General features: G+C 61.0%; 21 protein-coding genes. 14 read left to right on the top strand and 7 right to left on the bottom strand.

All coding sequences use genetic code 11. The features are described 5' to 3' along the window. Positions 1–10: 10 nt before the first annotated feature. Positions 11–1,246 carry an acyl-CoA dehydrogenase family protein gene (locus JKL48_RS00660; protein ID WP_236668530.1) on the bottom strand — a complete coding sequence of 412 codons (1,236 nt, stop codon included), beginning with the start codon at positions 1,244–1,246 and terminating at the stop codon, positions 11–13. Positions 1,247–1,348: 102 nt separating this feature from the next. Then, positions 1,349–1,501, bottom strand: coding sequence for a hypothetical protein (locus JKL48_RS00665; RefSeq protein ID WP_201977359.1), 153 nt, complete (start codon positions 1,499–1,501; stop codon positions 1,349–1,351). Positions 1,502–1,702: 201 nt separating this feature from the next. On the opposite strand from JKL48_RS00665, the gene JKL48_RS00670 reads away from it, so the two are divergent. Continuing rightward, a complete protein-coding gene (locus JKL48_RS00670) occupies positions 1,703–1,927 on the top strand; it encodes a hypothetical protein (protein ID WP_201977361.1) in 225 nt (74 codons plus the stop codon). Positions 1,928–2,000: 73 nt separating this feature from the next. Here the strand turns inward: JKL48_RS00670 and JKL48_RS00675 are convergent, their stop codons facing one another. The 3 genes from JKL48_RS00675 to pnuC all read right to left on the bottom strand — a co-directional run bounded on the left by JKL48_RS00675 (position 2,001) and on the right by pnuC (position 4,986). Continuing rightward, on the bottom strand, positions 2,001–2,411 hold the full coding sequence (locus JKL48_RS00675; protein WP_317191864.1) for a GNAT family N-acetyltransferase: 411 nt from the start codon (positions 2,409–2,411) through the stop codon (positions 2,001–2,003). A 299-nt stretch (positions 2,412–2,710) separates the two neighbouring features. After that, a complete protein-coding gene (locus tag JKL48_RS00680; RefSeq protein WP_201977362.1) occupies positions 2,711–4,174 on the bottom strand; it encodes an aldose epimerase family protein in 1,464 nt (487 codons plus the stop codon). A 176-nt stretch (positions 4,175–4,350) separates the two neighbouring features. Beyond that, a complete protein-coding gene (gene pnuC, locus JKL48_RS00685) occupies positions 4,351–4,986 on the bottom strand; it encodes a nicotinamide riboside transporter PnuC (protein ID WP_317191865.1) in 636 nt (211 codons plus the stop codon). Positions 4,987–5,060: 74 nt separating this feature from the next. Between pnuC and JKL48_RS00690 the strand changes: the two genes are divergently transcribed. From JKL48_RS00690 to JKL48_RS00715, 5 genes are all read left to right on the top strand, one after another. After that, complete coding sequence (locus JKL48_RS00690; protein WP_201977363.1) at positions 5,061–5,393, top strand: rhodanese-like domain-containing protein; 333 nt, start codon at positions 5,061–5,063, stop codon at positions 5,391–5,393. Between the two features lie 411 nt (positions 5,394–5,804). Next, on the top strand, positions 5,805–6,317 hold the full coding sequence (locus tag JKL48_RS00695; RefSeq protein ID WP_201977364.1) for a hypothetical protein: 513 nt from the start codon (positions 5,805–5,807) through the stop codon (positions 6,315–6,317). A 225-nt stretch (positions 6,318–6,542) separates the two neighbouring features. Continuing rightward, the gene (locus JKL48_RS00700) at positions 6,543–7,295 is read left to right on the top strand and encodes a YqjF family protein (RefSeq protein ID WP_201977365.1); all 753 of its coding nucleotides are present in this window, start codon (positions 6,543–6,545) and stop codon (positions 7,293–7,295) included. Positions 7,296–7,372: 77 nt separating this feature from the next. Continuing rightward, positions 7,373–10,087, top strand: a complete 2,715-nt coding sequence (gene hrpB / locus JKL48_RS22920; protein WP_317191866.1) for an ATP-dependent helicase HrpB — start codon at positions 7,373–7,375, stop codon at positions 10,085–10,087. A 113-nt stretch (positions 10,088–10,200) separates the two neighbouring features. Continuing rightward, a complete protein-coding gene (locus tag JKL48_RS00715; RefSeq protein ID WP_201977366.1) occupies positions 10,201–11,115 on the top strand; it encodes a fatty acid desaturase in 915 nt (304 codons plus the stop codon). 9 nt (positions 11,116–11,124) lie between these two features. Here the strand turns inward: JKL48_RS00715 and JKL48_RS00720 are convergent, their stop codons facing one another. Both JKL48_RS00720 and JKL48_RS00725 read right to left on the bottom strand, forming a co-directional pair. Next, on the bottom strand, positions 11,125–11,967 hold the full coding sequence (locus tag JKL48_RS00720) for an FRG domain-containing protein (RefSeq protein ID WP_201977367.1): 843 nt from the start codon (positions 11,965–11,967) through the stop codon (positions 11,125–11,127). A 165-nt stretch (positions 11,968–12,132) separates the two neighbouring features. Next, a complete protein-coding gene (locus JKL48_RS00725; RefSeq protein ID WP_201977368.1) occupies positions 12,133–12,984 on the bottom strand; it encodes an oxidoreductase in 852 nt (283 codons plus the stop codon). Between the two features lie 116 nt (positions 12,985–13,100). Here JKL48_RS00725 and JKL48_RS00730 point away from each other — a divergent pair, with 116 nt between their 5' ends. The 8 genes from JKL48_RS00730 to JKL48_RS00765 all read left to right on the top strand — a co-directional run bounded on the left by JKL48_RS00730 (position 13,101) and on the right by JKL48_RS00765 (position 24,226). Continuing rightward, positions 13,101–14,276 carry an alpha/beta hydrolase-fold protein gene (locus JKL48_RS00730; protein WP_201977370.1) on the top strand — a complete coding sequence of 392 codons (1,176 nt, stop codon included), beginning with the start codon at positions 13,101–13,103 and terminating at the stop codon, positions 14,274–14,276. Positions 14,277–14,365: 89 nt separating this feature from the next. Further along, positions 14,366–15,844, top strand: a complete 1,479-nt coding sequence (gene guaB, locus JKL48_RS00735; protein ID WP_201977371.1) for an IMP dehydrogenase — start codon at positions 14,366–14,368, stop codon at positions 15,842–15,844. 180 nt (positions 15,845–16,024) lie between these two features. Then, a complete protein-coding gene (locus JKL48_RS23475) occupies positions 16,025–18,127 on the top strand; it encodes a PP2C family protein-serine/threonine phosphatase (RefSeq protein WP_201977372.1) in 2,103 nt (700 codons plus the stop codon). Positions 18,128–18,142: 15 nt separating this feature from the next. Then, complete coding sequence (locus JKL48_RS00745) at positions 18,143–18,472, top strand: STAS domain-containing protein (RefSeq protein WP_201977373.1); 330 nt, start codon at positions 18,143–18,145, stop codon at positions 18,470–18,472. 108 nt (positions 18,473–18,580) lie between these two features. Then, positions 18,581–18,994: an ATP-binding protein gene (locus tag JKL48_RS00750; protein ID WP_201977374.1), complete on the top strand. Its 414-nt coding sequence runs from the start codon at positions 18,581–18,583 to the stop codon at positions 18,992–18,994. Positions 18,995–19,202: 208 nt separating this feature from the next. Next, a complete protein-coding gene (locus JKL48_RS00755) occupies positions 19,203–21,521 on the top strand; it encodes a peptidylprolyl isomerase (protein WP_201977375.1) in 2,319 nt (772 codons plus the stop codon). A 226-nt stretch (positions 21,522–21,747) separates the two neighbouring features. Next, positions 21,748–23,127, top strand: a complete 1,380-nt coding sequence (locus tag JKL48_RS00760) for a peptidylprolyl isomerase (protein ID WP_317191867.1) — start codon at positions 21,748–21,750, stop codon at positions 23,125–23,127. Positions 23,128–23,260: 133 nt separating this feature from the next. Continuing rightward, positions 23,261–24,226, top strand: a complete 966-nt coding sequence (locus tag JKL48_RS00765; RefSeq protein WP_201977377.1) for an AAA family ATPase — start codon at positions 23,261–23,263, stop codon at positions 24,224–24,226. The last annotated feature ends 10 nt before the right edge of the window (positions 24,227–24,236 follow it).

Consider the following 24,236-nt stretch of genomic DNA (forward strand, 5'->3'; position numbering starts at 1 on the left):
CGGATTCGGCTTACTTGAACGCCTGAATGCCCGTGATATCGGCACCCGTGATGAGCAGGTGAATGTCGTGGGTGCCCTCGTAGGTAATCACCGACTCCAGGTTCATCATGTGGCGCATGATGGGGTACTCGCCCGTGATGCCCATGCCGCCGTGAATCTGGCGGGCTTCGCGGGCCACGTGCAGGGCCATGTCCACACTGTTGCGCTTGGCCATGCTGATTTGGGCGCTGGTGGCTTTGCCTTCGTTTTTGAGCACCCCGAGGCGCCAGGCCATGAGCTGGGCCTTGGTGATTTCGGTCAGCATCTCGGCCAGTTTCTTCTGCTGCAGCTGGTAGCTGGCAATGGGCTTGCCGAACTGCTCGCGCTGGAGCGAGTACTTCAGGGCCGACTCGTAACAGTCGATGGCTGCGCCGATGGCGCCCCAGGCAATGCCGAAGCGGGCCGAATCGAGGCAGGACAGCGGACCTTTGAGGCCGTCGACGTTGGGCAGGATGTTCTCTTTGGGAATTTTCACGTCCTCAAACACCAGCTCGCCGGTGCAGGAGGCGCGCAGGCTCCACTTGTTGTGGATTTCGGGCGTGCTGAAGCCTTCCATGCCGCGCTCCACGATGACGCCTTTGATGCGGCCCTGCTCGTTTTTGGCCCACACCACGGCCACCTGGCACTCGGGCGAGTTCGAAATCCAGAGCTTGGCGCCGTTCAGCAGGTAATGGTTGCCCATGTCTTTGAGGTTGGTGGTCATGCCGCCGGGGTTCGAGCCGTGGTCGGGCTCGGTGAGGCCGAAGCAGCCCAGCCACTCGCCGGAGGCCAGCTTGGGCAGGTACTTGCGGCGCTGCTCTTCGGAACCGTACTGGTAGATGGGGAACATCACCAGCGAGCCCTGCACCGAGGCGGTGGAGCGCATGCCGGAGTCGCCGCGCTCAATTTCCTGCATGATGAGGCCGTAACTGATGTAGTCGAGCCCGCCGCCGCCGTACTCCTGCGGGATGGTGGGCCCGAAGGCGCCCACGTCGCCAAATTTCTTCACCATCTCCGAGGGGAAGTGCGCATCCTGGGCCCATTTTTCGATGTTGGGGCTGATTTCCTTCTTCACGAAGTCGCGGATGGACTGGCGGATGAGCAGGTGCTCCTCGGTCAGCAGGCCGTCGAGGTCGAAATAATCGGTGAAGCCGTTGGCGTTGGTGCTGCCTTTCTGGGCAGTGTGGGCTTTGGCCTGGGGCGAGAGAACGTCAGCTTCCGAAGACATGAGGCGGGAATTGGGTGGTGAGGCGGGAGTTTGGGCAAAGATAATAGCCTAAACGGGCCTGTCCGTGCCGGGCTCTGCCGCCCTCCATCAGCACCCCGGCCCCTAAAACCGCAAGTTCAGCGAAGCGAGGAAATTGGTTTGGGCCTGCGGGCAGAAGTAGTTGAAGTACTGGGCTTGGCCGCCGCTCACGTAGCCGTAGGTGTAGCCGTTGTTCACGTACTCGGTGGCGAAGACGTTGTTGACCAGCACCGCCATTTCCACCTCGTACAGGCCGTAGTCGGTGCCGGCTTCGTTGTAGCGGCGGTATTTGTACCGCAGGGAGTCGGCCAGGCCGTACCAGCTTTGATACCGCTTGGCGGTTTGCTGAACATCAGTTAATTTAGTGACGCCGGCCGACGCAACGTCCGGCTGGGGCTCTACGTTGTAAGGCCCGCACCGCTTCAGTCGTTTTTCGCCATGTTTAGCTTAGTCTACGCCGTTGCCTTCTGCGCCTTTTTCCTGTTCGTGCTGGTAATGCCACGTCGGCGGCGCGTGGTGCCACCGCCTCCCCCTTCCGATGGCGACGACGACGGCGGCGAACCCCACGACCCCGGCCTGCCCGACCTGGACCTGCCGCCCGGCATTTCGCGCCCCATCAACGACTGGGAACCGGAATACAACCGCCGCCGGGTAGAACTGTAAAGGTTAAATATGGAGGGCTGAGGGTTGAGTTTACTGAACGGTAACTCAACCCTCAGCCCTCCATATTTAACCTTTACAGAATCATGCGCACATATGCAATGGGTCCTTTGTAAAAAACGTCACCCGTGGGCTGCATCCCAAACCGGGCGTAAAAACCGGTGCTGTCCTGCCGGGCATCGCACCAGATGCGCGTAGCACCCAGCCGCCGCGCTTCTTCAACTACCTGTCGCAGCAGCGCACTGCCGATGCCCTGCCCCTGACAATCGGGTCGGGTGGCAAATTTGCGGAAACGCGCCTCCGTTCCTTCTACAAAAAGGGAAATAACGGCTACCAACTCCTTTTGTTGGAAGGCGCCGAAGTGGTGGCCAGCGGCATCATTTTCAATCTTCACGTAGTCCAGTGGCATATCCGGCCACAGCACCTGGTGGCGCAGGGCATAGGTGGCTTCGGCCGGGATGGAGCGGATGTCGGGAGCGGAGGGCACTGCGTTTGCGGGAAATCAACTAGGCAAATAAAAAACGTCATGCTGAGCCTGTCGAAGCAGCTCTACCGCGCAACTAATCCAATCAAAAGGTTTTACTGCTGTGGTAGAGCTGCTTCGACAGGCTCAGCATGACGTTACGTTCTATTGATTGTTCTACAGCCGTTTCGAAGTCCGTGTACGTGCGGTCAGTAGCGCGAACTTTGTCGCTCGCGTGCCAGAACGAGCTCGCGGCGCGGGGACGCGAACGACAAAGTGCGCGCTACTCTACACCAACCCCGACACCGCGCTAATATCCAGCCCTACCCTACCTCAATGGTATAGGCGGCCGTGAATACCTGGCCGGGCTCCAGGGTCAGAATCCCTTCTTTTTCGCTGAGCTCGCCGGGTTCGCCGTCGGGGCTGGCGATGCCATGCCAGGGCTCGACGCACACGAAACTGGCACCGGGGCCCTTGGTCCAGAGGCCGAGATAGGGGAAACCATCGAACTGGAAACGCACGAAATGGGCCGACTTGCGCGAGCGCAGCGTGAGGCCCGAAAAATCGTAGTGTTTGAAGACCAGCGCGTCATCGGCAAACAGGTCGTAGCGCAGGGGCAGCTGTTGCTCGTGGTTCAGGACCGGCGCGGTTTCGCCGGTGAGCAGACCACCGCGCAGCAAGTGCCGTTCCAGGGTCACGGGGTGGTCGAACTCAAAATAATAGTCCTCGAACACCTCCCTCGGCAGCAGGGGGCAGCGCACCGCCGGGTGCGCTCCAATGCTGAAAAGCAGCGGCTGGTCGGCGGCCGGGTTGCGCACGTCCCAGCGCACGGTGAGCAGGGCGTCGCGCAGGGTATAGGTAATGGTGAGCTCGAAAGCGAAGGGAAACACCGCGCGGGTGGTTTCGTCGTGCCGCAATTGAAACACCAGTTCCGTATCGGAATGGCGCAGCACGCTGAACTCCTGGTCGCGGGCGAAGCCGTGCTGCGGCAGCTTATAGTCGCGGCCTTCGTAGTGGTACTCGTCGTGGGGCAGGCGCCCCACCAGCGGAAACAGCACCGGCGCGTGCCGCGCCCACACGGCGGGGTCGCCGTCCCAGATGTATTCCAGTTCGTTGGCCGTGGTGACCAGGCTGGTGAGCTCGGCGCCGTGAGCGGCAAAAGTGGCCCGGCAGTGCGGCGTGTTCAGGGTGTAGTGGGCGACAGGGGCGTAGGCCATTCGAGGTTCGGCGACGAGTGAAGGGGGGTTCTCTTCCACAAGCGACGGCTGAGGCGCGGAGCGCAGCAGCTCATCAATCAAAAAACAAGCCTGGGCGAAACGACGGCCCCCATCGCCCGAAATTTCGGCGAAGTTGGACATGCGGTCGCGCAGTTCGCGCTGGTACAGGTCGTAGAACTGCTGGCGCAGGTGGGGGTGTTCGCGCAGGGGGTCGGGCTGCCAGGGCAGGTCGATGCCCATGAGCAGCACCAGGTCGTACTGCTGCTGGTCGATGCGGCGCAAAATCCATTCGGGGCACATGCCAAAAGAGTGCTCGGCCCAGATTTTTATCACCAGCAAGTCGCTGTCGCAAAACACAATGCCGTGCGCCCGGGCTTCGGCCGCGGCTTCGGCTGCCAACTGCCCGCGGGCTATTTCTTCGAGGTCTTCGAGGGTGTAGTGCGGGCCAGTATCGGCCAGGTATTCACGGGCAAACTCGGGCGCGAACGAGGTGCCGTAATGCGCCGCCAGTTGGGTAGCCAGCGTCGTTTTGCCCGTTGATTCGGGGCCAGTCAGGGAAACACGCAGCAACTTGGGGGTGGAAAAAAGGGCGGAAGGAGAGGGATAAAAGAAAAGGGCTGGCCGGCGCGGTATTATCGGGTGAAATAATGTGGCACTGCGCGGTTGCAATATCGGCAAAGGTAGCCCTACTTGGTGCCCGCCGGCCAGCGTTTCGACGAAGCCGATGGTGTCCTGTAAAGCAGGGCTCAGCTAATAGCGGGGGCCGCAGGGGCCCGCAGGTCGCGCCGCCACTGCCAGTAGCCATAGGCGGCCAGCCCCAGGTAAAGGGCGTAGAGTAAGCTCGTCGGGTACAACTCTTTATACCAGAGCACTGGCACGTAAATTACATCGACCAGCACCCACAGCAGCCAGTTTTCAAGGCGCTTGCGGGTGAGCAGGTACTGGGCCACGATGCTGCCGGCAGTGGTGAAGCTGTCGAGGTAAGGCAGCGAAGCATCGGTGTGGCGATGAAGGTAGTAGCCGAAACCGAGGGTAAAATTCACGACGAAAAAAGCCGAAACCAGCCACTCGCGCCCGGTGGCGTGCGTCACGCCCAGTTCGGTGCTGTCGCGCCCGCCGTATAGCCATTCGTACCAGCCGTACAGGCTGAGGGCAATGAAGAGCCCCTGGAGGTAGCAGTCGGAATAAAGCTTGGCCCCGTAGTACACGAAGATGTAAAGCAGACAGCTGACCACGGCCACCGGAAAATTCCAGATGGACTCGCGCGCGGCCAGCCACACGCAGGCAAAGCCCGTGACCACGGCCACCAGCTCCAGCCGGGTGGTGGTGTGCCAGTACTGCGCAAAGGCTGTAGAAATATCGAGTAACAACAATGCAAGCACGCGAGCCCGGCGTAAGTGGAAGCCGCAAGGTAGGGCCCGGCCGGACTATTTTTGCCCACTCAACCCGCATAGTTATGGAAAGCGCCCCGGTAGAAATCAGCCCCGAAGACCTGTACCGCCGCCTGCAAGCCGGCGACGACCTGCAACTAATAGACGTGCGCGAGGACATGGAATTTGAGTACTGCCACCTGCCCGGCAGCGTGCTGGTGCCGCTGAGCGAGCTAACCCGCCGCACCAATGAAATCCGCTCCGAGGGGCCGGCAGTGCTCATTTGCCACCACGGCGTACGCTCCATGCAGGCGCTGAGCTACCTGCAGCAGCGCCTGGGCTTCCAGAACCTGCTGAGCCTGCGCGGCGGCGTAGCCGCCTGGGCCGAGCAGGTTGACCCAAGCTTTCCCACATATTAGGGAGGCAGTGAGCAGGTAAAAAAGAGCAGTGCAGTTGTCAGTGATGGCACCGCATTTGGGTAAGCCGAAGTGCGTTATCATTTGCGTAAACCTTTCAGCATGCAGGCATCCAACTGGCCTGCCCCTTTGCCTGTGCAGTTTAGAGTTCTTCCAAACCTGTTAAATAATGGCTTAATGCGATTTCTAGTATTAAACGCCGCTTTAAATCAATTGACCTACTCAAGGTATAATAAGGTACTACCTGTGTGGTAGAACCAATAAATTATTGTCTTCTTTTTATTTTATTGAATTTTTAAAACTATTATGGCCATCCAAAGCCTTTTTAATATAAACTTTCTAATTTTATTTGGTATTGCACACCTAGTATTATACCTTTGAATCATTGATAAACGCATTTAAAAACCCAAACGTATGAAAACCCTTTCATTACCTGCACTTGCTGCCCTGTTCGCAGTTGCCACCGTGTTCTCCTCTTGCGAAAAGACAGCGGACAGCGTTGTCCCGGTTACGGCGAGCCCCGTTTCGGCTGACGTTAAGCCCTTCGTACCGTTCATTATTGAAGGAGGTCTTGTTAGACACAACAACGAGGTTAGCCCGCAGCCATATTGGATTACAGGAGGAGCCTATGGCACAGAACTCAAGATGATGCTGTTTAACTATCAGTTAAATCCCAAAGGCTTCACGCAAGTCTACAAGTGCAATGATGGCGTTACGGATGCGAGTTTACGGCCTGCTACCCTGCCCTACACCTTCGTGTATACTGCAAACGGCTCTCCCCTCTACAAAAACAACCTGCCAGTTGCTGATGCTAATGGTAATCCCACTGGCGAATACAAGGATTTTTACTTCCGCTACAGCACTGTTTGGGACATAACAGGTGCTGCGACCATGACTGTCGTATACGACGTAGACGACCAGCCGTAAGCCTAGGTACTTGCCAATATAAGGTGAATAGTTAACAGGAATGCCTCCCCACTTAAAGTAGGGAGGCATTCCTGTTTCTGGAAGGTTGGGATAGAAAGGGCAAGGAAGTAATGGCAGTGTGTAATCACATTATTTACAAAGCATTTTTCCAGATAAAAAACCGTCGAAAGGAGAATGTCACATCGAGCGTTAGGTTTTTTATCTCAGGAACAAACTAGCTGTCTGTTGCCTCTTCCCCCTACATTAGTCGCCCGCCTGGCCCTGCGCCAGCGTCCCGAGGGCATTCCATTTCTGCGCCAGGACTGGCGGGAGTTGCTTTTTATGCACTGGCCGGTACCGGTGGCCCTGCTACAAGCACACCTGCCGCCCCGGCTGCAAATCGATACCTACGAGGGCACGGCTTGGATTGCCGTGGTGCCCTTTCAGATGAGCAAGGTGCGAACCCGACTCACGCCGCCGGTACACGGCACCAGCGAGTTTCTGGAACTAAACGTGCGCACCTACGTGCACCTCGACGGCGTGCCGGGCGTGTGGTTTTTCTCGCTTGATGCCACCAGCCCGTTGGCCGTGTGGACGGCCCGCACGTTTTTCAACCTGCCCTACCTGCACGCCACCATGCAGCTGCACAAGCCCAGCGCCGACCACTACCAGTTTGCGGCCGAGCGCACCCATAGAGGCTTCCCGCCCGCTACCTTCCGTGCCACCTGGACAGTGGGGGCATCCCTGCCCCCGGCTGAACCGGGCTCACTAGTCTTTTTCCTCACCGAACGCTACTGTCTCTACGCAAGCAACCGCGCGCATACGAAGCTCTACCGGGGCCGGGTGGCACACGCGCCGTGGCCGCTGCGCGAAGCCCAGCTGTTGCGCTACGAGTCCGACTTGCTGGAAGGCCACGGCCTGCCTGCACCCGAGGGGGCGCCGCTGGTACACGCGGGCGGGCCAGTGAGCGTGGAGTTGTGGCCCATGCGGCGGGTGTAGAAATTAGGGAGCGGGTAGGCAAGTGCCGCGGCGGCTGGTAGCATCGGCCACGCGGCCATACCGCGTAATTTTGGCTGGTGAATAAGCCGTTTGTCCTGCCCGCGCTGCCCGACTTGCCCATCCTCGCGGCGCTGCCTGCTTTGCGGGAAGCGCTGGCCGCCAACAGCCGCGTGGTGCTGGAAGCGCCGCCCGGCGCCGGCAAAACCACCGTGGTGCCGCTGGAACTGCTGGCCGCCGAGTGGCGCCATCCGGAAGATAAAATCCTGGTGCTGGAACCGCGCCAGCTGGCTGTGCGCGGCGCGGCCGCGCGGCTGGCCCAACTGCTGGGCGAGCCCGTGGGCCGCACCATCGGCTACCGGGTGCGGCTCGACAGCAAGGTGAGCAAGGAAACTCGCGTGGAAGTCATCACCGAGGGCATTCTCACCCGCCTGATTCAGGACGACCCGGCGCTGGAAGGCGTGGCGGCCGTGGTGTTTGATGAGTTTCACGAGCGAAGTCTGAATGCCGACCTCGGCTTGGCGCTGGCGCTGGATGTGCAGGCCGTGCTGCGGCCCGAACTGCGCATCCTCATCATGAGCGCCACGCTGGATGCGCAGCGGCTGGGGCAATGGCTGCCCGCGCCGGTGGTGTCATCGGCCGGCTTTCTGTTTCCGATTGATACGCACTACCTCGACCCGCGCCGCGCCGCTACGCTGCCCAACAAGCCGGCCGAGCGGCTGGCGGAGCTGGTGCCAGCCCAGGTAAAAGCAGCTTTAAACACCCACCCCGAAGGCGATATGCTGGTGTTCCTGCCCGGCGTGGGCGACTTGCAGCGCAGTGCCCGCAAGCTCCAGGATTCATTGGCTGCTAACGTGGACCTGCACCTGCTGCACGGCGAGCTACCGCTCGAAACGCAGGATGCGGCGCTGCGGCCCTCAAAAGCAGGCCGGTGCAAGGTCATCCTCGCCACCAGCATTGCCGAAACCAGCCTCACCATTGAGGGCGTGCGGGTGGTAATTGACGGCGGCTTTGCGCGGGTGCCGCGCTTCGTGCCCCGCACCGGCTTCACCACCCTCGAAACCGTGCCCGTGGCCCGCGCCGCCGCCGACCAGCGCCGGGGCCGCGCCGGCCGCCTCGCGCCCGGCACCTGCTACCGCCTCTGGACCGAGGCCGAGCACCACCACCTGCCCGCCCACCGCCCACCCGAAATCCACACCGCCGACCTCAGCAGTCTTGCCCTGGAGCTGGCCCTGTGGGGCGCCACCGAGCCCGGCAGCCTGCGCTGGTTGGATGCGCCCCCGCCCGCGGCCTTTGCCCAAGCGCAGGAATTATTGATTCGACTGGGCGCGGTTGACGCTCCGCTTAATGAGGAAGTAGAAATGAGGCATGAAGAGTTGGGTAGGGTAGTGGGCACTGCCTCTTCCGTGTCCGGCTCTCTACCCAATTCTTCATTCCTCATTCCTCATTCTTCATTGAAGAAGGCCAGGCCGACCCCCCACGGCCGGCAGCTGGCCGCGCTGGGCCTGCCGCCGCGCCTGGGGCACCTCGTGGTGCGCGGGCAGGAGTTGGGGCACGGCAGGGCCGCCGCGTCATTGGCGGCGCTGCTGGCCGAGCGTGATTTGCTGCGCTGGGCCTCGCCCACCGACACCCGCCCCGCGCCACCCGACCTGCGCCTGCGCCTTGAAGCCTTGGCCTCTGGCCATCCGCCGCTGCCCGGCTTGGCGTTGCACCCCGCCACGTTGCAGCGCGTGCGCGACGTGGCCCGCAACCTCACCGGCCGCCTGGGCAAGTCGGACAACTCCTCCACCTACTCCATTGCGCAAGCGCCAGTCGGCCTCCTCACCGCCCTGGCCTACCCCGACCGGCTGGCCCAGCGCGAAACCCCCGACCGGCTGCGCCTCGTGACGGGCCAGCGGGTGAGCCTCAATACCAACGATGTTGACCCGCAGGCCACGTTTTTCGCGGTGGCGCACCTGGCGGGCACGGCCTCGGCCCCGCGGGCGACGCTGGCCGCGCCGCTGGGGCAGGATGAATTGGAGCAGGCCTTCGCCGACCAGCTTACGACCACCGACGAGGTGCGCTACGATGCCGCCACCCAGCGCGTGACCGGCCGGCGCGTGCGCCGCCTGGGGGCCTTGCTACTCGAAGAAAAAGTCATCGGCCAGCCCGACCCGAAACTGGTGGCTCAGGCCTTGTTGGCCTATTTGCAGGAAGTCGGCGTGGGCAAGCTGAACTGGACGCCCGCTGCCCGCCAGCTGCAGCAGCGGCTGGTATTTCTGCGGCAGCACTTCGCTGCTACTGAATCTTCGGCGCCGTGGCCGGCTTTCGATGATGCCACGCTGGCGCAGGAATTGGCCGACTGGCTCGGGCCGCACCTCACCGGCCTCAAAACCCTCGACCAGGTGCAGCGCCTCGACCTGATGGAGCCGCTGCTCGCGCGCCTGCCCGGCGGCTGGAACCAACGCCAGGAGCTGGACCGCCTCGCCCCGGCCGCGCTGGAAGTCCCCAGCGGCTCGCACATCACCTTGGATTACAGCGACCCGGCCGCGCCCGTGTTGGCCGTGAAGTTGCAGGAGTTGTTCGGCCTGACCGAAACGCCCACCGTGGCGGCGGGTCGGGTGCCGCTGCTGCTGCACCTGCTGTCGCCCGGCGGCCGGCCGGCGCAGGTGACGCGCGACTTGCGCAGCTTCTGGGAGAAGGGCTACTTCGAAGTTCGCAAGGATTTGAAGGGCCGCTACCCCCGCCACCCGTGGCCCGATAAGCCGATGGAGCATATTCCAACCCGCCTCACCAAAAAGCGGCTGGGCCAGTAGTATGGGGCTGAATTCAGGGGGTTTGCGAAATGCAGAATCCGCTTAAAAACCATTTCGCCGCCGGGTAGCCGTCGCGTAACTTCGTAGAAAATCAGCATTTTCACCCCGTCTGCATGGCTTCTACTGTTCCCGCCGAAGCACCGGTTATTGCCGGCGACCGGCTCACGCCGGGCTGGCTTAAAATCGGTTGGCTTTATCTGATGCTCACGCCGGCGCTGGTGTGGGGCTTTTCGAGTTTGTCCGGGCCGCGCAGCCTGGCATCGGCCCTGATTACGGTGGTCACGGTGGGCTTTGGGCATTCCATTGGTTTGCACCGGGGCATCATTCACCGCTCGTACCGGTGCGCCCGGTTTACGCGGGGACTGCTTGCTTATTTATTTGTGCATACCGGGCTGGGCGGGCCGCTTTCGTGGGTGCGGGTGCACTACTTCCGCGACTATTGGCAGAACCGGCTGGACTGCCCGGCTTATTTCCGCTACGACCATTCCATGGCGAAAGATTACTATTGGAACCTGCATTTCGCCCTGAAATCGGGCGACATCGGCCGCTACGAAATACCCGACGAGGACCTCTACGACCCTTGGCTGGCCTTTCTCGAAAAAACCTGGTACCTGCACGTATTGGCGGCGGCCGGCCTCATCTGGGCCTTTTTTGGGTTCGAAGCCATGATAGTGTGCGTGCCGCTGCGCATCAGCATCACCATTCTGGGGCACTGGTTTGTGGGCTTCATCTCGCACAAATACGGCTACGCCCGCTACGACATCGACGACGCCACTGAGCACGGCTACAACAACTGGGTGCTGGGCGCGCTCTCCTTCGGCGAGGGCTTCCACAACCACCACCACGCCCACCCCAGCTCGGCCAAAATGAGCACCGAATGGTACGAGCTTGACCTGGGCTGGTACCTGGTGGCCGGCCTGCGCGCCGTGGGCTTGGTGTGGGACGTGCAGGTGGTCGGCCGCGACCATACCCAGAAAGCGCGGGCCAAGCAGCGCAGCTTCCGCTGGCGCTGGCCGTGGCAGGGCTAGCCGCCGAAGCTAGCGCATCTCATTATCATCTAAGAAATTCTTGCCGTCGGCGCGGGGCGAGTAGTGGCGGTGCAGCCAGCGGCTGAGGCCGCCGAGGCCCGGAAGCAGCACCCGCTCGGTGATGTTGGCTTGGTCGAGCTTGTCGCGCACCTCCCACTTCAGGCGGGCCGGAATGATGATGCGGAAGTACAACTCCGGCCGGTCGGCCAGCCAGTCGTGCAGCACGCTTTGGGCCGTGCTCATCAACGAAAACAGCGCGTATTGGTGCACGATGCGGGCATCGAGGCTGGGCGGCTCCAGAAACAGCACGTAGGGCTCGGCCTGTAGCTCTTCCAGCTCGCGCAGGCTGCTGCTGCCGGGCAAAAGCAGCTCGGAAGTGAAGACGTTGGAGCCTTCGTTGCGCAGGGCCTGGCGCAGGCGCTGGGGCAGGTGTTCGGCGGCCTTCACGTAGTTCAGGGCCCAGATGATGCCGTCTTCGTGGTAAGCGGCAATGTCGTCGGTGGCAAAGTGCAGGGCCACGTAGGGCGAGTACGTCCAGTCGAGCAGGCGCGTGGGCAGGCCGTGGTGCTGGGCCAGGGCCAGCCAGTCCCAGGTGCTCGTGACCTGGGCCGACAGGGTGGTGTCGCGGGCGTACTTGCGGAAGTTGCGCAGCAGGTGGTGTTCCAGCTCGTGGTAGTGGCCCCCGAGGCGCTGCAAGCTGGTATCGAGCTGAAAATGGCGCGACCGGCCACCCCGGTATACAAACGGCGACCGGAACCGCCCAATGCGCGCATCCCAGGTGTCCTGAAACAGCAGCCGTTGCAGGTCTTCCCAGGAAGTGGCTTCGTAGTCGTTATTAGCAGAAAAGGGCATGGGGCGAAGATACGCCAGCTGCCAAGCTAAATGGTGTTAAAAAACGGTCATGCTGAGCGCAGCCGAAGCATCTCGCGTGCAGCAGTGAACGAATTACTTGCACAGTAGAGATGCTTCGACTGCGCTCAGCATGACCGTTTTTGGCCAGCAAACGCCAGTTTTTCCTTATTCGCCGGCCGGGAAATCGGCCGCGTCGCCCATGTCGGCGTACTGCTCCAGCTCCTTCACCAGGCCCGCGAACTTGTCGCGGGCGCCCTTCACGGCAGCCTTGCCTAGCGGCAGGTGCAGGGGCGGGTTTTCCAGTTGCACCACGTCGTACATGGCTTTGGCGGCGCGCACGGGGTCGCCGGGCTGGCGGCCGCTGTAGCCCTCAATGCCGCGAATATTTTCGCCCACCGTGGGCTGGTAGTCATCGATTTTGGTATTCGCGATGGTGGCCGACTCGCCGGCCCACTTGGTACGGAAGCCGCTGGGCTCGATGTTGGTCACCTTAATACCCAGCGGACCAACCTGTTGGCTCAGGCTCTCGCCAATGGCCTCCAGCGCGAACTTGCTGGCATTGTAGATGCCCACGCCGGGGAAGGTTTTCAGGCCGCCGATGCTGGTGATGTTGAGTACGTGGCCCGAACGCTGCTTGCGCAGCTGCGGCAGCACTGCCCGCAGCACATGCAGGGCGCCAAACACGTTCACGTCGAACTGCCGCTGCACTTCCTCGGCCGTAATTTCTTCGATGCTGCCCATGGAGCCGTAGCCGGCGTTATTGACGATGACATCGAGCTGGCTAAATTGGGCAATGGCATCGGCAATGGCCGTTTTGACGGTGGCTTCGTCGGTCACGTCGCACACCAAGCCGAGGGTGCGGCCTGCTTGTTTAGCCGTGAAGGCAGTGGCTTGCTCAGGTTTGCGGAAGGTGGCGGCCACGCGGCCACCTTTTTCGAGTACGTAGTCGGCCAGGGCTTCGCCAAAACCGGACGAGGCCCCGGTGATAAACCAGGTTTGGGGGGTGGAATCAGGCATAAAAGCAATGGATAAAATGGTAGGCCCTAAGACGGGTTAAGGGGGGAAATTGTTTGCCCGCTGTGCCCGGTTGCCGCTTCCGCCTTACCTTCATGCTCAGTCGTTTTTGCTATATTATGGACAAGAATCTTACCCCAGACACGCAACAAGCCGAGGCAATCAACGCAACTGCTGATTCGCTGCCCGCCCCCGCGGATACGTTGAGCAGCGCCGTGGTTATGGACCAGCCCGCGGAGGCCCTGACCAATAAGGTTGCTCCGCTTTCTACGGCATCGGCCAATGTGCACATCATCGCCACCGATTTTGCGATGCCACAGCTGGACAGCACCCGCCGCATCTGGCTGTACTTGCCGCCCGACTACGCCAGTACCACCCGCCGCTACCCCGTGCTTTACCTTCAGGATGGCCAGAATGTGTTCGACGCCACAACTTCCTTTGCCGGCGAGTGGGGCGTCGACAAATCTCTCAATCAACTCGCGGCCAGCGGCCAGGACCCCACCGGCTGCATTGTGGTGGCCGTCGACAACGGGCCCAACCGCTTTGGTGAGTATTCGCCCTGGAACAACGCGGCTTTCGGCGGCGGACAGGGCGACTTATATGTTGATTTTTTGGTGCAAACCCTAAAGCCTTATATCGATACTACCTATCGCACCATGCCCGGCCCCGCGACTACGGGCATTGGCGGCTCCAGCATGGGGGGGCTCATTGCCGCTTACGCGGCCCTGCGCGAGCCCACGGTGTTTGGCCGGGCGTGCGTGTTTTCGCCGGCTTTCTGGTTTGCCACTACGCATTTATTCGACCACGTGCGGCAGAACCCGGCGGCCCCCGACAGCCGCTTTTATTTTGCCAGCGGCACCACCGAGAGCGATGACATGGTGCCGCAAATGGCGGCCCTGCGCCACGTGCTGCTGCGCGCCGGCGTGCCGGAGGCCAACCTCGTTTTCAGCCCCCGCCCCGATGGCCAGCACGCCGAATGGTTCTGGCAACGCGAGTTTCCGGCAGCCTATTCCTGGCTATATGCGTCGGCAGCCACTATCACGGCCCGCCCGGTCGAGCACCTGGCTGTAACTATGTACCCCGCCCCCGCTGCTGCCGAGCTGCTCGTAGCCCTGCCGGCCAGCGTGGGCCCAACTGCACAGCTCAAAATAAGCAACCAGAAGGGCCGTACCGTGCTGCGGGCGCGCGTCCGCGACGGCCAGACGGTGGACGTGAGTCGGCTGGCGGCCGGGGTGTACCGGGCTACCCTCACGGCAGGCAGCACGGTTAGCAATGACCAGTTCACCAAAGAATAATGGAATAACTTCGGCACGGCGGGGTTTCGAGCCAACTTCCCGCCGTAACTTCGTCCGGCAAAAGGTTACCACCCCCAACCCCTTTTGCCATGGCGGATTCCGCAACCCCCAAAATTGCCTTCGAGGCCCTCACCTACGACGATGTGCTGCTATTGCCAGCGTACTCCGAGGTTTTGCCCCGTGACTGCGACACTGGCACCCGCCTCACCTCGACCATCCGGCTGCACACCCCGCTCATTTCGGCGGCCATGGATACCGTCACGGAGTCCGATATGGCCATTGCGCTGGCCCAGGAAGGAGGACTGGGCATCATTCATAAAAATATGTCCATCAAGGCGCAGGCCGAGCAGGTGCGCCGCGTGAAGCGCAGCGAATCGGCCCTGATTCAGGACCCTTTCACCCTACCGCCCACCGCCACCCTGGCCGACGCCCGCCAGCTCATGCGCAAGCACAACATCGGTGGCATTCCGGTGGTGAACGGCGACCACCGCCTGGAAGGCATTCTCACCAACCGCGACCTCCGCTTCGAAACCGACCTGCACCAGCCGGTAACGTCGGTGATGATTCCGCTGGCCCGCTTGGTTACGGCACCCGCCGGCATCGACCAAGCCGCGGCCGAGCAACTGCTTACCGACAGCAAAGTAGATAAGCTGCCGCTGGTTGACGCCGACGGTCGCCTGGCCGGCCTGATGACTTATAAGGACATCCGTAAGCGCCGCCGCGCGCCTCACGCCAGCAAGGACAGCCAGGGCCGCCTGCGCGTGGGGGCCGCCGTGGGCGTGACGCCCGACCTGCTCCAGCGCGTAACCGCCCTCGTGGAAGCCGGCGTGGACATTGTGAGCCTCGATACCGCCCACGGTCACTCCAAAGGCGTGATGGATGCCGTTCGGGCCATCAAATCCGCCTTTCCCACGCTCGATGTGATGGCCGGCAACGTGGCCACCGAAGCCGGTGCCCGCGCCCTGGCCGAAGCCGGTGCCGACGTGGTGAAGGTGGGCGTGGGGCCGGGTTCCATCTGCACCACGCGCATCATTGCCGGCATTGGGGTGCCGCAGCTTTCGGCCGTGCTCGAAGCCGCCAAAGGCCTAGCGGGCACCGACGTAACACTGGTAGCCGACGGCGGCATCAAGTTTTCGGGCGACTTGGTGAAGGCCCTGGCCGGCGGCGCGGCGGCCGTGATGGTGGGCTCGCTGCTGGCCGGTACCGAGGAAGCCCCCGGCGACCTCATCATTTACGAAGGCCGCAAATACAAGAGCTACCGCGGCATGGGTTCCGTCGAAGCCATGGAAGACGGCAGCAAGGACCGGTATTTCCAGGACGCCGAGGACGACGTGAAGAAGCTGGTGCCCGAGGGCATTGTGGGCCGGGTGCCGTTCAAGGGCAACGTAAGCGAGGTGATATACCAGTTGGCGGGCGGCCTGCGCGCCGGCATGGGCTACGTAGGCGCGGCCAACATCGCAGCGCTGCAGGCGGCGCAGTTTGTGCGCATCACCGGAGCCGGCCTGCGCGAAAGCCACCCGCACGACGTTCAAATTACCCGCGAAGCCCCGAACTACTCGAGCCGGTAGGCTATTTGGCTCAGGGCGCTGTTCTTACTGCAAAACGCCGGCCTGTGCCGGCGTTTTTGTTTGGGGCATGGGCTGGGTGCGCTGGCTTGTTTTACTTAGCCGATTGTATCTTGCAAACCAGTTGGTAGCCGTCAATCGTGCGGCGGGCTGGTACGCTTGTGTTATTCCTGGTTTCTGTCTGTGCCTCAACGCTTACTCTCATTTCTGCTGCCGCTTAGCCTGCTTAGTTGGGTGCTGCTGCTGCTTAGCGCGCTGAGCCATTCGGGCGCAGGGCCGTGGCTGGGTAGCTGGCCGGAGTGGAGCACCCAACTGACCCAGGGCCTTTTTGTGTTGGGTATTTTTCTGTACTACCGCTACAAGGCCTCGCCCTTGCAGGGCCAGGCGTTTGTGGAGTTGTTGCGCCGGCTGGTGCTGGTGCCCGGCTTGCTGGCCGTGGCATGCGTGTGCCTGCACCTGCTGGAGCGGCTGGCCAAGAACGAGCCAGTTTTCAGCAACAACGGCTTATTCTTCACCAGCATCTACACCCTCAATCTCGGGCTGTTCGTCATTTTCCTGGCCCGAACCAACTACGCGTGGCGGGCGCTGGTCCTGTTTCGCTCCACGCCCCGGCTGCAACGCGAGTGGACCATCTTTGAAGTGCTCCTAGGCGCTACGCTTCTGCTCCGCCTCGTGGGCATTAACCCGCCTACTTACGTGGGCATTCCCCTGGTGGCGGGGCTGGGCCTGTTCGGGGTGTACCTCAGCGGCCACCAGAAATGGGTGGCTTACCTGAGCCAACGCGACAAATGGCGGGCCGTGCTCTACCAGGCAGCGCTGCTGGGGGGCGTGCTGGTGTTTGTGCAGTACTTCCGCATTACGCAGGTCGACCCGCAACTGATTGCTCCGCAGCCGCAGTATGCCTTTCTGCTGCTCACGGCCTTTTTCTCGGCCTTCTATGCCCTGATGGGCCTGCTGGTGACGTTCTTTAACCTGCCCATTGCCGACATCATTGAGCAGCGGCGGAACGAGATTTTGCGCCTTCAGCGCCTCACCCAAATCATTCAGCGAGGCCAAACCACGGCTGAGGTGTACCGTATTTTGCTCGAATCGGCGGTGCAAACGGTGCAGGCCGACGCGGCCTGGCTCGACCTCGACCCCAGCCATACCACTCCCGAAAACGTCGAACCGACGCTGTATTTCAACTTAGACCCCGACAAGGCCAACGCCCTGCGGGCCCGCCTCAAAGGCCATGACCTGCCCGAAGGCGAGTTCATTACCAACGATTTGAATTTCCGGGTTGGGTTCGAAGGAGTGCCCCAGCGTTTCCGCTCGTTGCTGCAGCTGCCCTTGCGGGGCCTGCACTTCAACTACGGGATGCTCTACCTGCTCAAACTGGAGCCTCACACCTTCGACCGCGAGGACCTGAGCATTCTGCAAACCTTCACCAGCCAGGCGGTGCTCAGCATCGAAAACCTGGAGCTGGTGAGTACCTCCCTCGAAAATCAGCGCACGCAGGAGGAGTTGAAAATCTCCTTCCAGGTGCAGGACAGCCTGATTCCAAAAAACCTGCCGACGGATAACTGGTTCGAAATCAGCTCGCACTCGCTGGCGGCCAAGGAAGTAGGCGGCGACTTCTACGACTTCCTGCACCTGCCCGGCCGGCGCCTGGCCGTCATCATCGGCGACGTGAGCGGCAAGGGCGTGACCGCCGCCTTCCACATGGCCCAGATGAAAGGCATTTTCCACTCGCTGATGCAGGAAAATCCGCTGGCCAAAAACGAGCGGGACAAATTTCCGGTGCCCAGCAAGTTCATGGCGCAAGCCAATACGGCCCTTTGCCACTGCCTAGAACGGTCTTCGTTCATCACCTCCTCGCTCTACATCATTGATTACGAGCAGGGGGGCTTTGTGTTTGCACGCGCCGGACACTGCCACACGCTGTATTACCACGCCTTGCGCGAGGAAGTATTCTACTTCGATTCGGCCGGTCTGGGGCTCGGCATTATCCGCAACGAGACCTACGAGAAGCACATCAAGAACCAGTTCTACGACTACAGCCCCGGCGACGTGATGGTGATTTACACCGACGGCATCGTGGAGGCCCGCGGCGGCAGCGGAACCGACGAATACGGCGAGGACCGCCTCAAGCTGCGCCTCGAAGAAAGTTATTTCCAGGACGCCGAGCACATCAAAAACTTCATTCTGGACGACCTCAACCGCTTTACCCACGGCTTCCCCATTCACGACGACCAAACCCTGCTCGTCATTAAATTCAAGTCCGCTCAACCCCCACCATTGGCCTGACGTATCGCCCTCACTATGAAAGTTACTGCTCAACCCTCCGCCGATACCCTCACCCTCCAGCTGGACGGTGAACTGGACGCCAGCTCCGCCATTGTGCTTGATACTGAACTGGCCAAGCCCGATATTCTAAACTACCGCAAGGTACTGATTGACTGCGCCAAGCTTAGCTATATTTCATCCGCCGGCCTGGGCGTTTTCATCTCGCACCTCCAGCGTTTTCAGGATGCCAATGTGAAGCTGGTTTTCTTCAATATGCAGGAAAAGGTGTTCAACGTGTTTGAAATCCTGGGCCTGGACGCGCTGATGACCATTGTGCCCAGCGTGGCCGAAGCCGAAGCTGCCTAAAACAGGTTTTGAGTGTTGAGGGTTGAATGTTGAGTTAATGGGGCTTTGGCCCATGCTCTGCGTAACCAGTCATTCAACATTCAGCCCTCAACATTCAACCCTTCCAACGTGAAGTCCATCCTCCGCATTGCCTGTTCACGCGTTCACCTCCAGCAGGTGCGTGACTTCGTGCGGGAATACCTCAGCAGCCGGCAGCTGCCCGACATCACCGTAAACCAGGTGGTGCTGGCCGTAGACGAGGTGGTGGCCAACTTCATTATCCATGCCAACGGCGAGGACGAAAGCCAGTTTCTGGACCTCCAACTCACCCTGGACGGCCACAACTTGAACGTGGAAATCACCGACAACGGCGATACGATTTTCCTCCCCGCCCCCCACCAGAACCCCGACTTGCGCGCCTACATCCGCCAAGGCCGCAAAGGCGGCATGGGCATGACCCTGGTGAACCGGCTCATGGACCGGGTTGAGTTTTTCACCCGTGAAAACCACACGGTGTGCCACCTGAGCAAAACGCTGGCTTAGTTGCGTTAGCTGGGCCGGTATAGCGAAGCAGAACGTCGTGCCGCCCCCGCGCAGCATGGCGTTTTTTTTTGCGCGCTCAGGTAACGGATGCGGCTGGTCAATCTTTTGCACCATTTCCCCCCGGAAATTAGTTAATTTCGCACTGGTAATTTTATGCCCGCGCCCCAGGCTTCATTCTGGCCGGTGCAATCGACTCCTATTTTTTTATATGCACAAACGCATTCTGTACGCCGGCGCCGCCGTCGTTACGCTGCTGGCTGGCTGCCAGGCTTCTAAACCAGCCGCTTCGGTCCCCACGGCCGCTCCCACCACCGGCCCGGCCGTCGAGACGCTGGGCAACTACCCGGTACCGGCCAATGAGTTTGCCTACGTGTACCGCAAAAACAATGGCTCGGCCCCCGACTACGGCACCCGCCAAAGCGTGACCGACTACTTGGATTTGTACACCAACTTCCGCCTTAAAGTGCTGGAAGCTGAACAAAAAGGGCTGGATACCACCCAGGCCTTCAAGCGCGAGCTGGACGGCTACCGCCAGCAGCTGGCCCAGCCCTACCTCACTGAAAAGAGCGTGACCGACCAGCTGGTGCGCGAGGCCTACGACCGCATGGCGCAGGAGGTAAACGCCTCGCACATCCTGGTGCGGGTGACGCCCGACGCCACCCCGCAGGATACCCTCATCGCCTACAAGAAAATTTCGGCCATCCGCCAGCGGGCCCTGGCGGGCGAAGACTTTGCCCAGTTGGCCCGTACCGAGAGCGAAGACCCCTCGGCCAAGGAAAACGCCGGCAAGCTTGGCTACTTCACGGCCATGCAGATGGTGTACCCGTTCGAGTCGGCCGCTTATAAAACGCCGGTGGGCCAGATTTCGCAGCCCATTCGCACGCGCTTTGGCTACCACCTGATTAAGGTGAACGACAAGCGGGCCGCGCAGGGCGAAATCAAGGTAGCCCACCTCATGATTCGGATGAATGCCAACGCCGCCAAGGCCGACTCGCTCACCGCCAAGAAGAAGATTGATGAGCTGTACAGCCGCCTGAAGAAAGGCGAGAACTGGGACAAGCTCGTGGCCCAGTTCTCGGAAGATGCCGGCTCGGCGGCTAATGGCGGCGAGCTGCCGCCCTTCGGCACCGGCCGCATGATTCCTTCCTTCGAGGAAGTGGCCTTCAAGCTGCAAAAGCCCGGCGAAATTGCGCCGCCAGTGCAGACGCCCTACGGCTGGCACATCATCAAGCTGATTGAGCGCCAGCCGCTGGCCAAGTTCGCCGACCTGGAATCGAGCCTGAAAAGCAAGGTGGCCAAAGACTCCCGCTCGGAGCTCAACAAAGCCGCTTTCCTGAAGCGCGTGCGCCAGGAAGACCAGTTTACGGAAGTAGCCGCCGCCAAAACCTACGCCTTCAGCAAAGCTGATACGGCGCTGGTAGCCGGCCGCTACAAATACACCGCGCCCGCTGCCCCCATAAAAGCCGCCAAGGGCGCCGCTACCGACAACTCCACCCTGTTCAGCATCAAAGGCAAGCCGTACTTGGTAAAGGATTTCCTGACCTACGTGCAGCAGAACCAGAAGCCGCGCACAGGCGCGCAGCCGAGCTTTGCCATGCAGCAGCTCTACGACCAGTACGTGGAGCAGTCGCTCACGGAATTTGAGAAAAACAGCCTCGACACCAAGTACGAGGATTACCGCATGCTGGTGAAGGAATACCGCGACGGCATTCTGCTCTTCCAGCTGATGGACGAGAAAGTGTGGAGCAAAGCCATTGAAGACACCGTGGGCCTGAAGAAATTCTTTGCCGACAACCAGGCCAAGTACCAGTGGGACCAGCGCGTGCAAGGCACCGTGGTGAGCGCTGCCACGCCGGCTCTGTTGGCCCGCGTGCAGAAAGAGCTGAAAACCAGCCGCTTCCCAGTAACTAAAAATATTCAGAAAACGGTAGCTTTTCGCCCCGGTACCGTTGTGTTGACCAAGCCCGGCGTGATGGCCCTGGACGAGCTGGCCAAGCGCATGATGCAGGACACCCTGACGCAGATTACCCTCACGGGCCGCGTAAAAAAAGGGGAAAAAGCCAGCCTGGCCAACGCTCGTGCCGATAGCGCCGTGCGCGGCCTACGCCGCCGGGGCGTGCCGACGCGCCGCATTCATAAAGCCGTGCAAACGGCGGCTACGGCCGATGGCGGCGCCCAGATTGCCCTGGTAACCAGCAACCCCGCCGCGCTGGAAACGGAGCTGAATGAACAAAACCCGCTGTCGGTGCAAATCAGCCAGCGCATTTTCCAGAAGGGCGACAACAAGGTGATGGACGAGCTGATGAGCAAAGGCCCCGGCACCTACAACGTGCAGAAGGACGGCCGCTACTACGCCGTAACCATCGATAAAACGATACCTGCCGGCCCCAAAACATTGGCTGAAGCCCGCGGCCAGGCCACTTCTGACTACCAGACCTACCTGGAGAAAGAGTGGATTAGCCAGATGCGCGCCGCCCGTCCGGTGAAAGTGAACGAGACCGAGCTGAACAAGCTGGTAACGAAGTAGCTTTTTAATGAGGAATGAAGAATTATCCAGCGACAATTCCTCATTGCTCATTCTTCATTGAGCGCAGCGTACTGGCTGCAACCATCTATGCGCGGCCGGGCTCCTTGTTTTTGTCCGCCAACGGATTTATCGTGAAATTTGTCGGTGCGTTTGCGTGTTAGCTGCCAACGCACCAAGCCCCGGCACTTGCCCGACGGGCTTTAATTATTCCCCTATGCTTGTTAAAGTGAATCGCGCCGCAGCGTTGGCCCTGCTTACGCTGCTGCTGTTACTGGGCTTTGCGCCTGCCTCCCAGGCCCAACTGGGCATCAGCCGGCCCAAGGGCCAGCAACTGCTCGACGGCATTGTGGTGAAAGTAGACAACCAGATTGTGCTGCGCTCCGACGTGGAGCTGATTTATGCCCAGGAGACGGCCCGCGCCGCCGGCAAGCCCCTGCCGCCGGACCTGAAGTGCAAAATTCTGCAAAGCCTGGTGCTGAACAAGCTGATGCTGGCCCGTGCTGAAGTGGACTCCGTGACGGTGGAAGACAAGCAGGTGAACAGCGAAGTGGACCGCCGCATGGCCTACTTCGTGCAGCAGATTGGCTCCGAAAAGCGCCTGGAAGAGCAGTACGGCAAGTCCATCAAGGTGCTGAAAGACGACCTGCGGCCCCAGATTAAGGAGCAACTCACGCAGCAGAAGATGCAGGAAACCATCACGGGCAAGGTGGCCGTGACGCCGCGCGAGGTGGCCCAGTACTTCAGCAAAGTACCCAAGGACAGTCTGCCGTATTTCAGCACCGAAGTGGAAGTAGGCCAGATTGTGATTCCGGCCCAGGTGAATGAAAAAGCCAAGCAGGCCGCCATTGCCAAGCTCAACGACATTCGGGCCCAGGTGCTGGCCGGGGCCGACTTTGCCACGCTGGCCAAGGAATTCTCCCAAGACCCTGGCTCGGCCAAGGAGGGCGGCTACCTGGGCTTCTTCAAGCGGGGCGAGCTGGTGCCGGAATACGAAGCCGCTTCGATGAAGCTGGAGCCCGGCCAGATGTCGCCGGTGGTGCAGTCGCAGTTCGGCTTCCACCTCATTCAGTTCATTGAGCGCAAAGGCAATACGTATTCGACCCGGCACATCTTGCTCAAGCCCGAAACCGGGGCGGCCGATGCCGGGGCGTCGGCCCAGTTGCTCACCAAGCTCCGCCGTCAAATCCTGTCGGACAGCATCAGCTTTGCCAAAGCGGCTAAAGACAATTCTTCGGATAAGCAGAGCAGCTCCAACGGCGGCCTGCTGCAAAACCGCCAGGACGGCAGCTCCCGTCTGCCGCTCGACAAGCTCGACCCGGCCATCTTCTTTACCATCGATACCATGAAGGTGGGCCACATTACTCCACCCCTGCCCTACCGCACCGACGACGGCAAAGATGCCATGCGCATACTGTGGCTGAAATCGAACACCCCGCCCCACCAGGCCAACCTGCAGGACGACTACCAGAAAATTGCCGCGGCGGCCCTGAGCGAAAAAAAGAACAAGGCGCTGGATGAGTGGTTCCTGAAAAACCGGGGCACCGTGTACCTGGAAATTGCGCCGGAATATGCCCAGTGTAAAGTGCTGGACGTGGCGGAACGATGATGCAAGCGCTGAAAAAGCCCGTCATGCCGAGCGTCGCCGAGGCATCTCGCTCGGTTGACCAACTCCAACGTTTGATTTACTACCCCATGCGAGATGCTTCGGCGACGCTCAGCATGACGTTCTAACTTGATACATGGCCACATTTGCCAACGACAAAGAAGCTGCCGATGCGCTGGCCGCCTCGTTCCAGAAGCTGCGCCAGGAAATCGGCAAGGTCATCGTGGGGCAGGATGAGGTGGTGCGGCTGGTGCTCACGGCCGTGTTTTCGCAGGGCCACAGCCTGCTGGTGGGCGTGCCCGGCCTGGCCAAAACCTTGCTGATTCAAACCATCGCCGACTCGCTGGACCTCTCGTTCAACCGCATCCAGTTCACGCCCGATTTGATGCCCTCAGACATCGTGGGTTCGGAAACAATGAACCAGCAACGGGATTTTCACTTCGTGAAAGGCCCTATCTTTGCCAACATCATCCTGGCCGACGAAATCAACCGGACGCCGCCCAAAACCCAGGCCGCCCTGCTCGAAAGCATGCAGGAATACGCCGTGACGGTGGCCGGGCAGCGCTACCCGCTCAGCCGTCCGTTCTTCGTGCTGGCCACCCAGAACCCCATCGAGCAGGAAGGCACCTACCCCCTGCCCGAAGCCCAGCTCGACCGCTTCATGTTCAACATCGAGTTGGGCTATCCCAGCTACGCCGAGGAGCTGAACATCGTGAAAAACACGACATCGGACCGCAAGCAAACGGTGAACAAGGTGCTGCACGCGGCCGACATCCAGGCCTTCCAGGAACTGGTACGCCGCGTGCCGGTGGCCGACAACGTGGTGGAATACGCCGTGGGCCTCGTGCACAAAACCCGCCCTAACTCCGAGCGCGCCCACGCCCGCACCAACCAGCTGCTGGAATGGGGCGCCGGGCCGCGCGCCTCGCAGCACCTCATCGTAGGGGCCAAATGCAATGCCTTGCTCACCGGCAAATACTCGCCCGACATTGAGGACGTGCGCGCCGTGGCTGTGCCGATATTGCGCCACCGCCTCGTGCGCAACTTCAAAGCCGAAGCCGAAGGCATCGGTGTGGAGCAGATTGTGAAAGAACTTTTGTAGAAGACGCCTG

Origin of the sequence: Hymenobacter rubidus, assembly GCF_016734815.1 — a bacterium.
GTDB classification, from domain to species: Bacteria; Bacteroidota; Bacteroidia; order Cytophagales; family Hymenobacteraceae; genus Hymenobacter; species Hymenobacter rubidus.

Bases quoted from the DNA above. Each gene is read 5' to 3' on its own strand.
- JKL48_RS00660 (WP_236668530.1), bottom strand. From the start codon at position 1,246: ATGTCTTCGGAAGCTGACGTTCTCTCGCCCCAGGCCAAAGCCCACACT.
- JKL48_RS00665 (WP_201977359.1), bottom strand. From the start codon at position 1,501: ATGGCGGTGCTGGTCAACAACGTCTTCGCCACCGAGTACGTGAACAAC.
- JKL48_RS00670 (WP_201977361.1), top strand. From the start codon at position 1,703: ATGTTTAGCTTAGTCTACGCCGTTGCCTTCTGCGCCTTTTTCCTGTTC.
- JKL48_RS00690 (WP_201977363.1), top strand. From the start codon at position 5,061: ATGGAAAGCGCCCCGGTAGAAATCAGCCCCGAAGACCTGTACCGCCGC.
- JKL48_RS00695 (WP_201977364.1), top strand. From the start codon at position 5,805: ATGAAAACCCTTTCATTACCTGCACTTGCTGCCCTGTTCGCAGTTGCC.
- JKL48_RS00715 (WP_201977366.1), top strand. From the start codon at position 10,201: ATGGCTTCTACTGTTCCCGCCGAAGCACCGGTTATTGCCGGCGACCGG.
- JKL48_RS00720 (WP_201977367.1), bottom strand. From the start codon at position 11,967: ATGCCCTTTTCTGCTAATAACGACTACGAAGCCACTTCCTGGGAAGAC.
- JKL48_RS00725 (WP_201977368.1), bottom strand. From the start codon at position 12,984: ATGCCTGATTCCACCCCCCAAACCTGGTTTATCACCGGGGCCTCGTCC.
- JKL48_RS00730 (WP_201977370.1), top strand. From the start codon at position 13,101: ATGGACAAGAATCTTACCCCAGACACGCAACAAGCCGAGGCAATCAAC.
- guaB (WP_201977371.1), top strand. From the start codon at position 14,366: ATGGCGGATTCCGCAACCCCCAAAATTGCCTTCGAGGCCCTCACCTAC.
- JKL48_RS00745 (WP_201977373.1), top strand. From the start codon at position 18,143: ATGAAAGTTACTGCTCAACCCTCCGCCGATACCCTCACCCTCCAGCTG.
- JKL48_RS00755 (WP_201977375.1), top strand. From the start codon at position 19,203: ATGCACAAACGCATTCTGTACGCCGGCGCCGCCGTCGTTACGCTGCTG.
- JKL48_RS00765 (WP_201977377.1), top strand. From the start codon at position 23,261: ATGGCCACATTTGCCAACGACAAAGAAGCTGCCGATGCGCTGGCCGCC.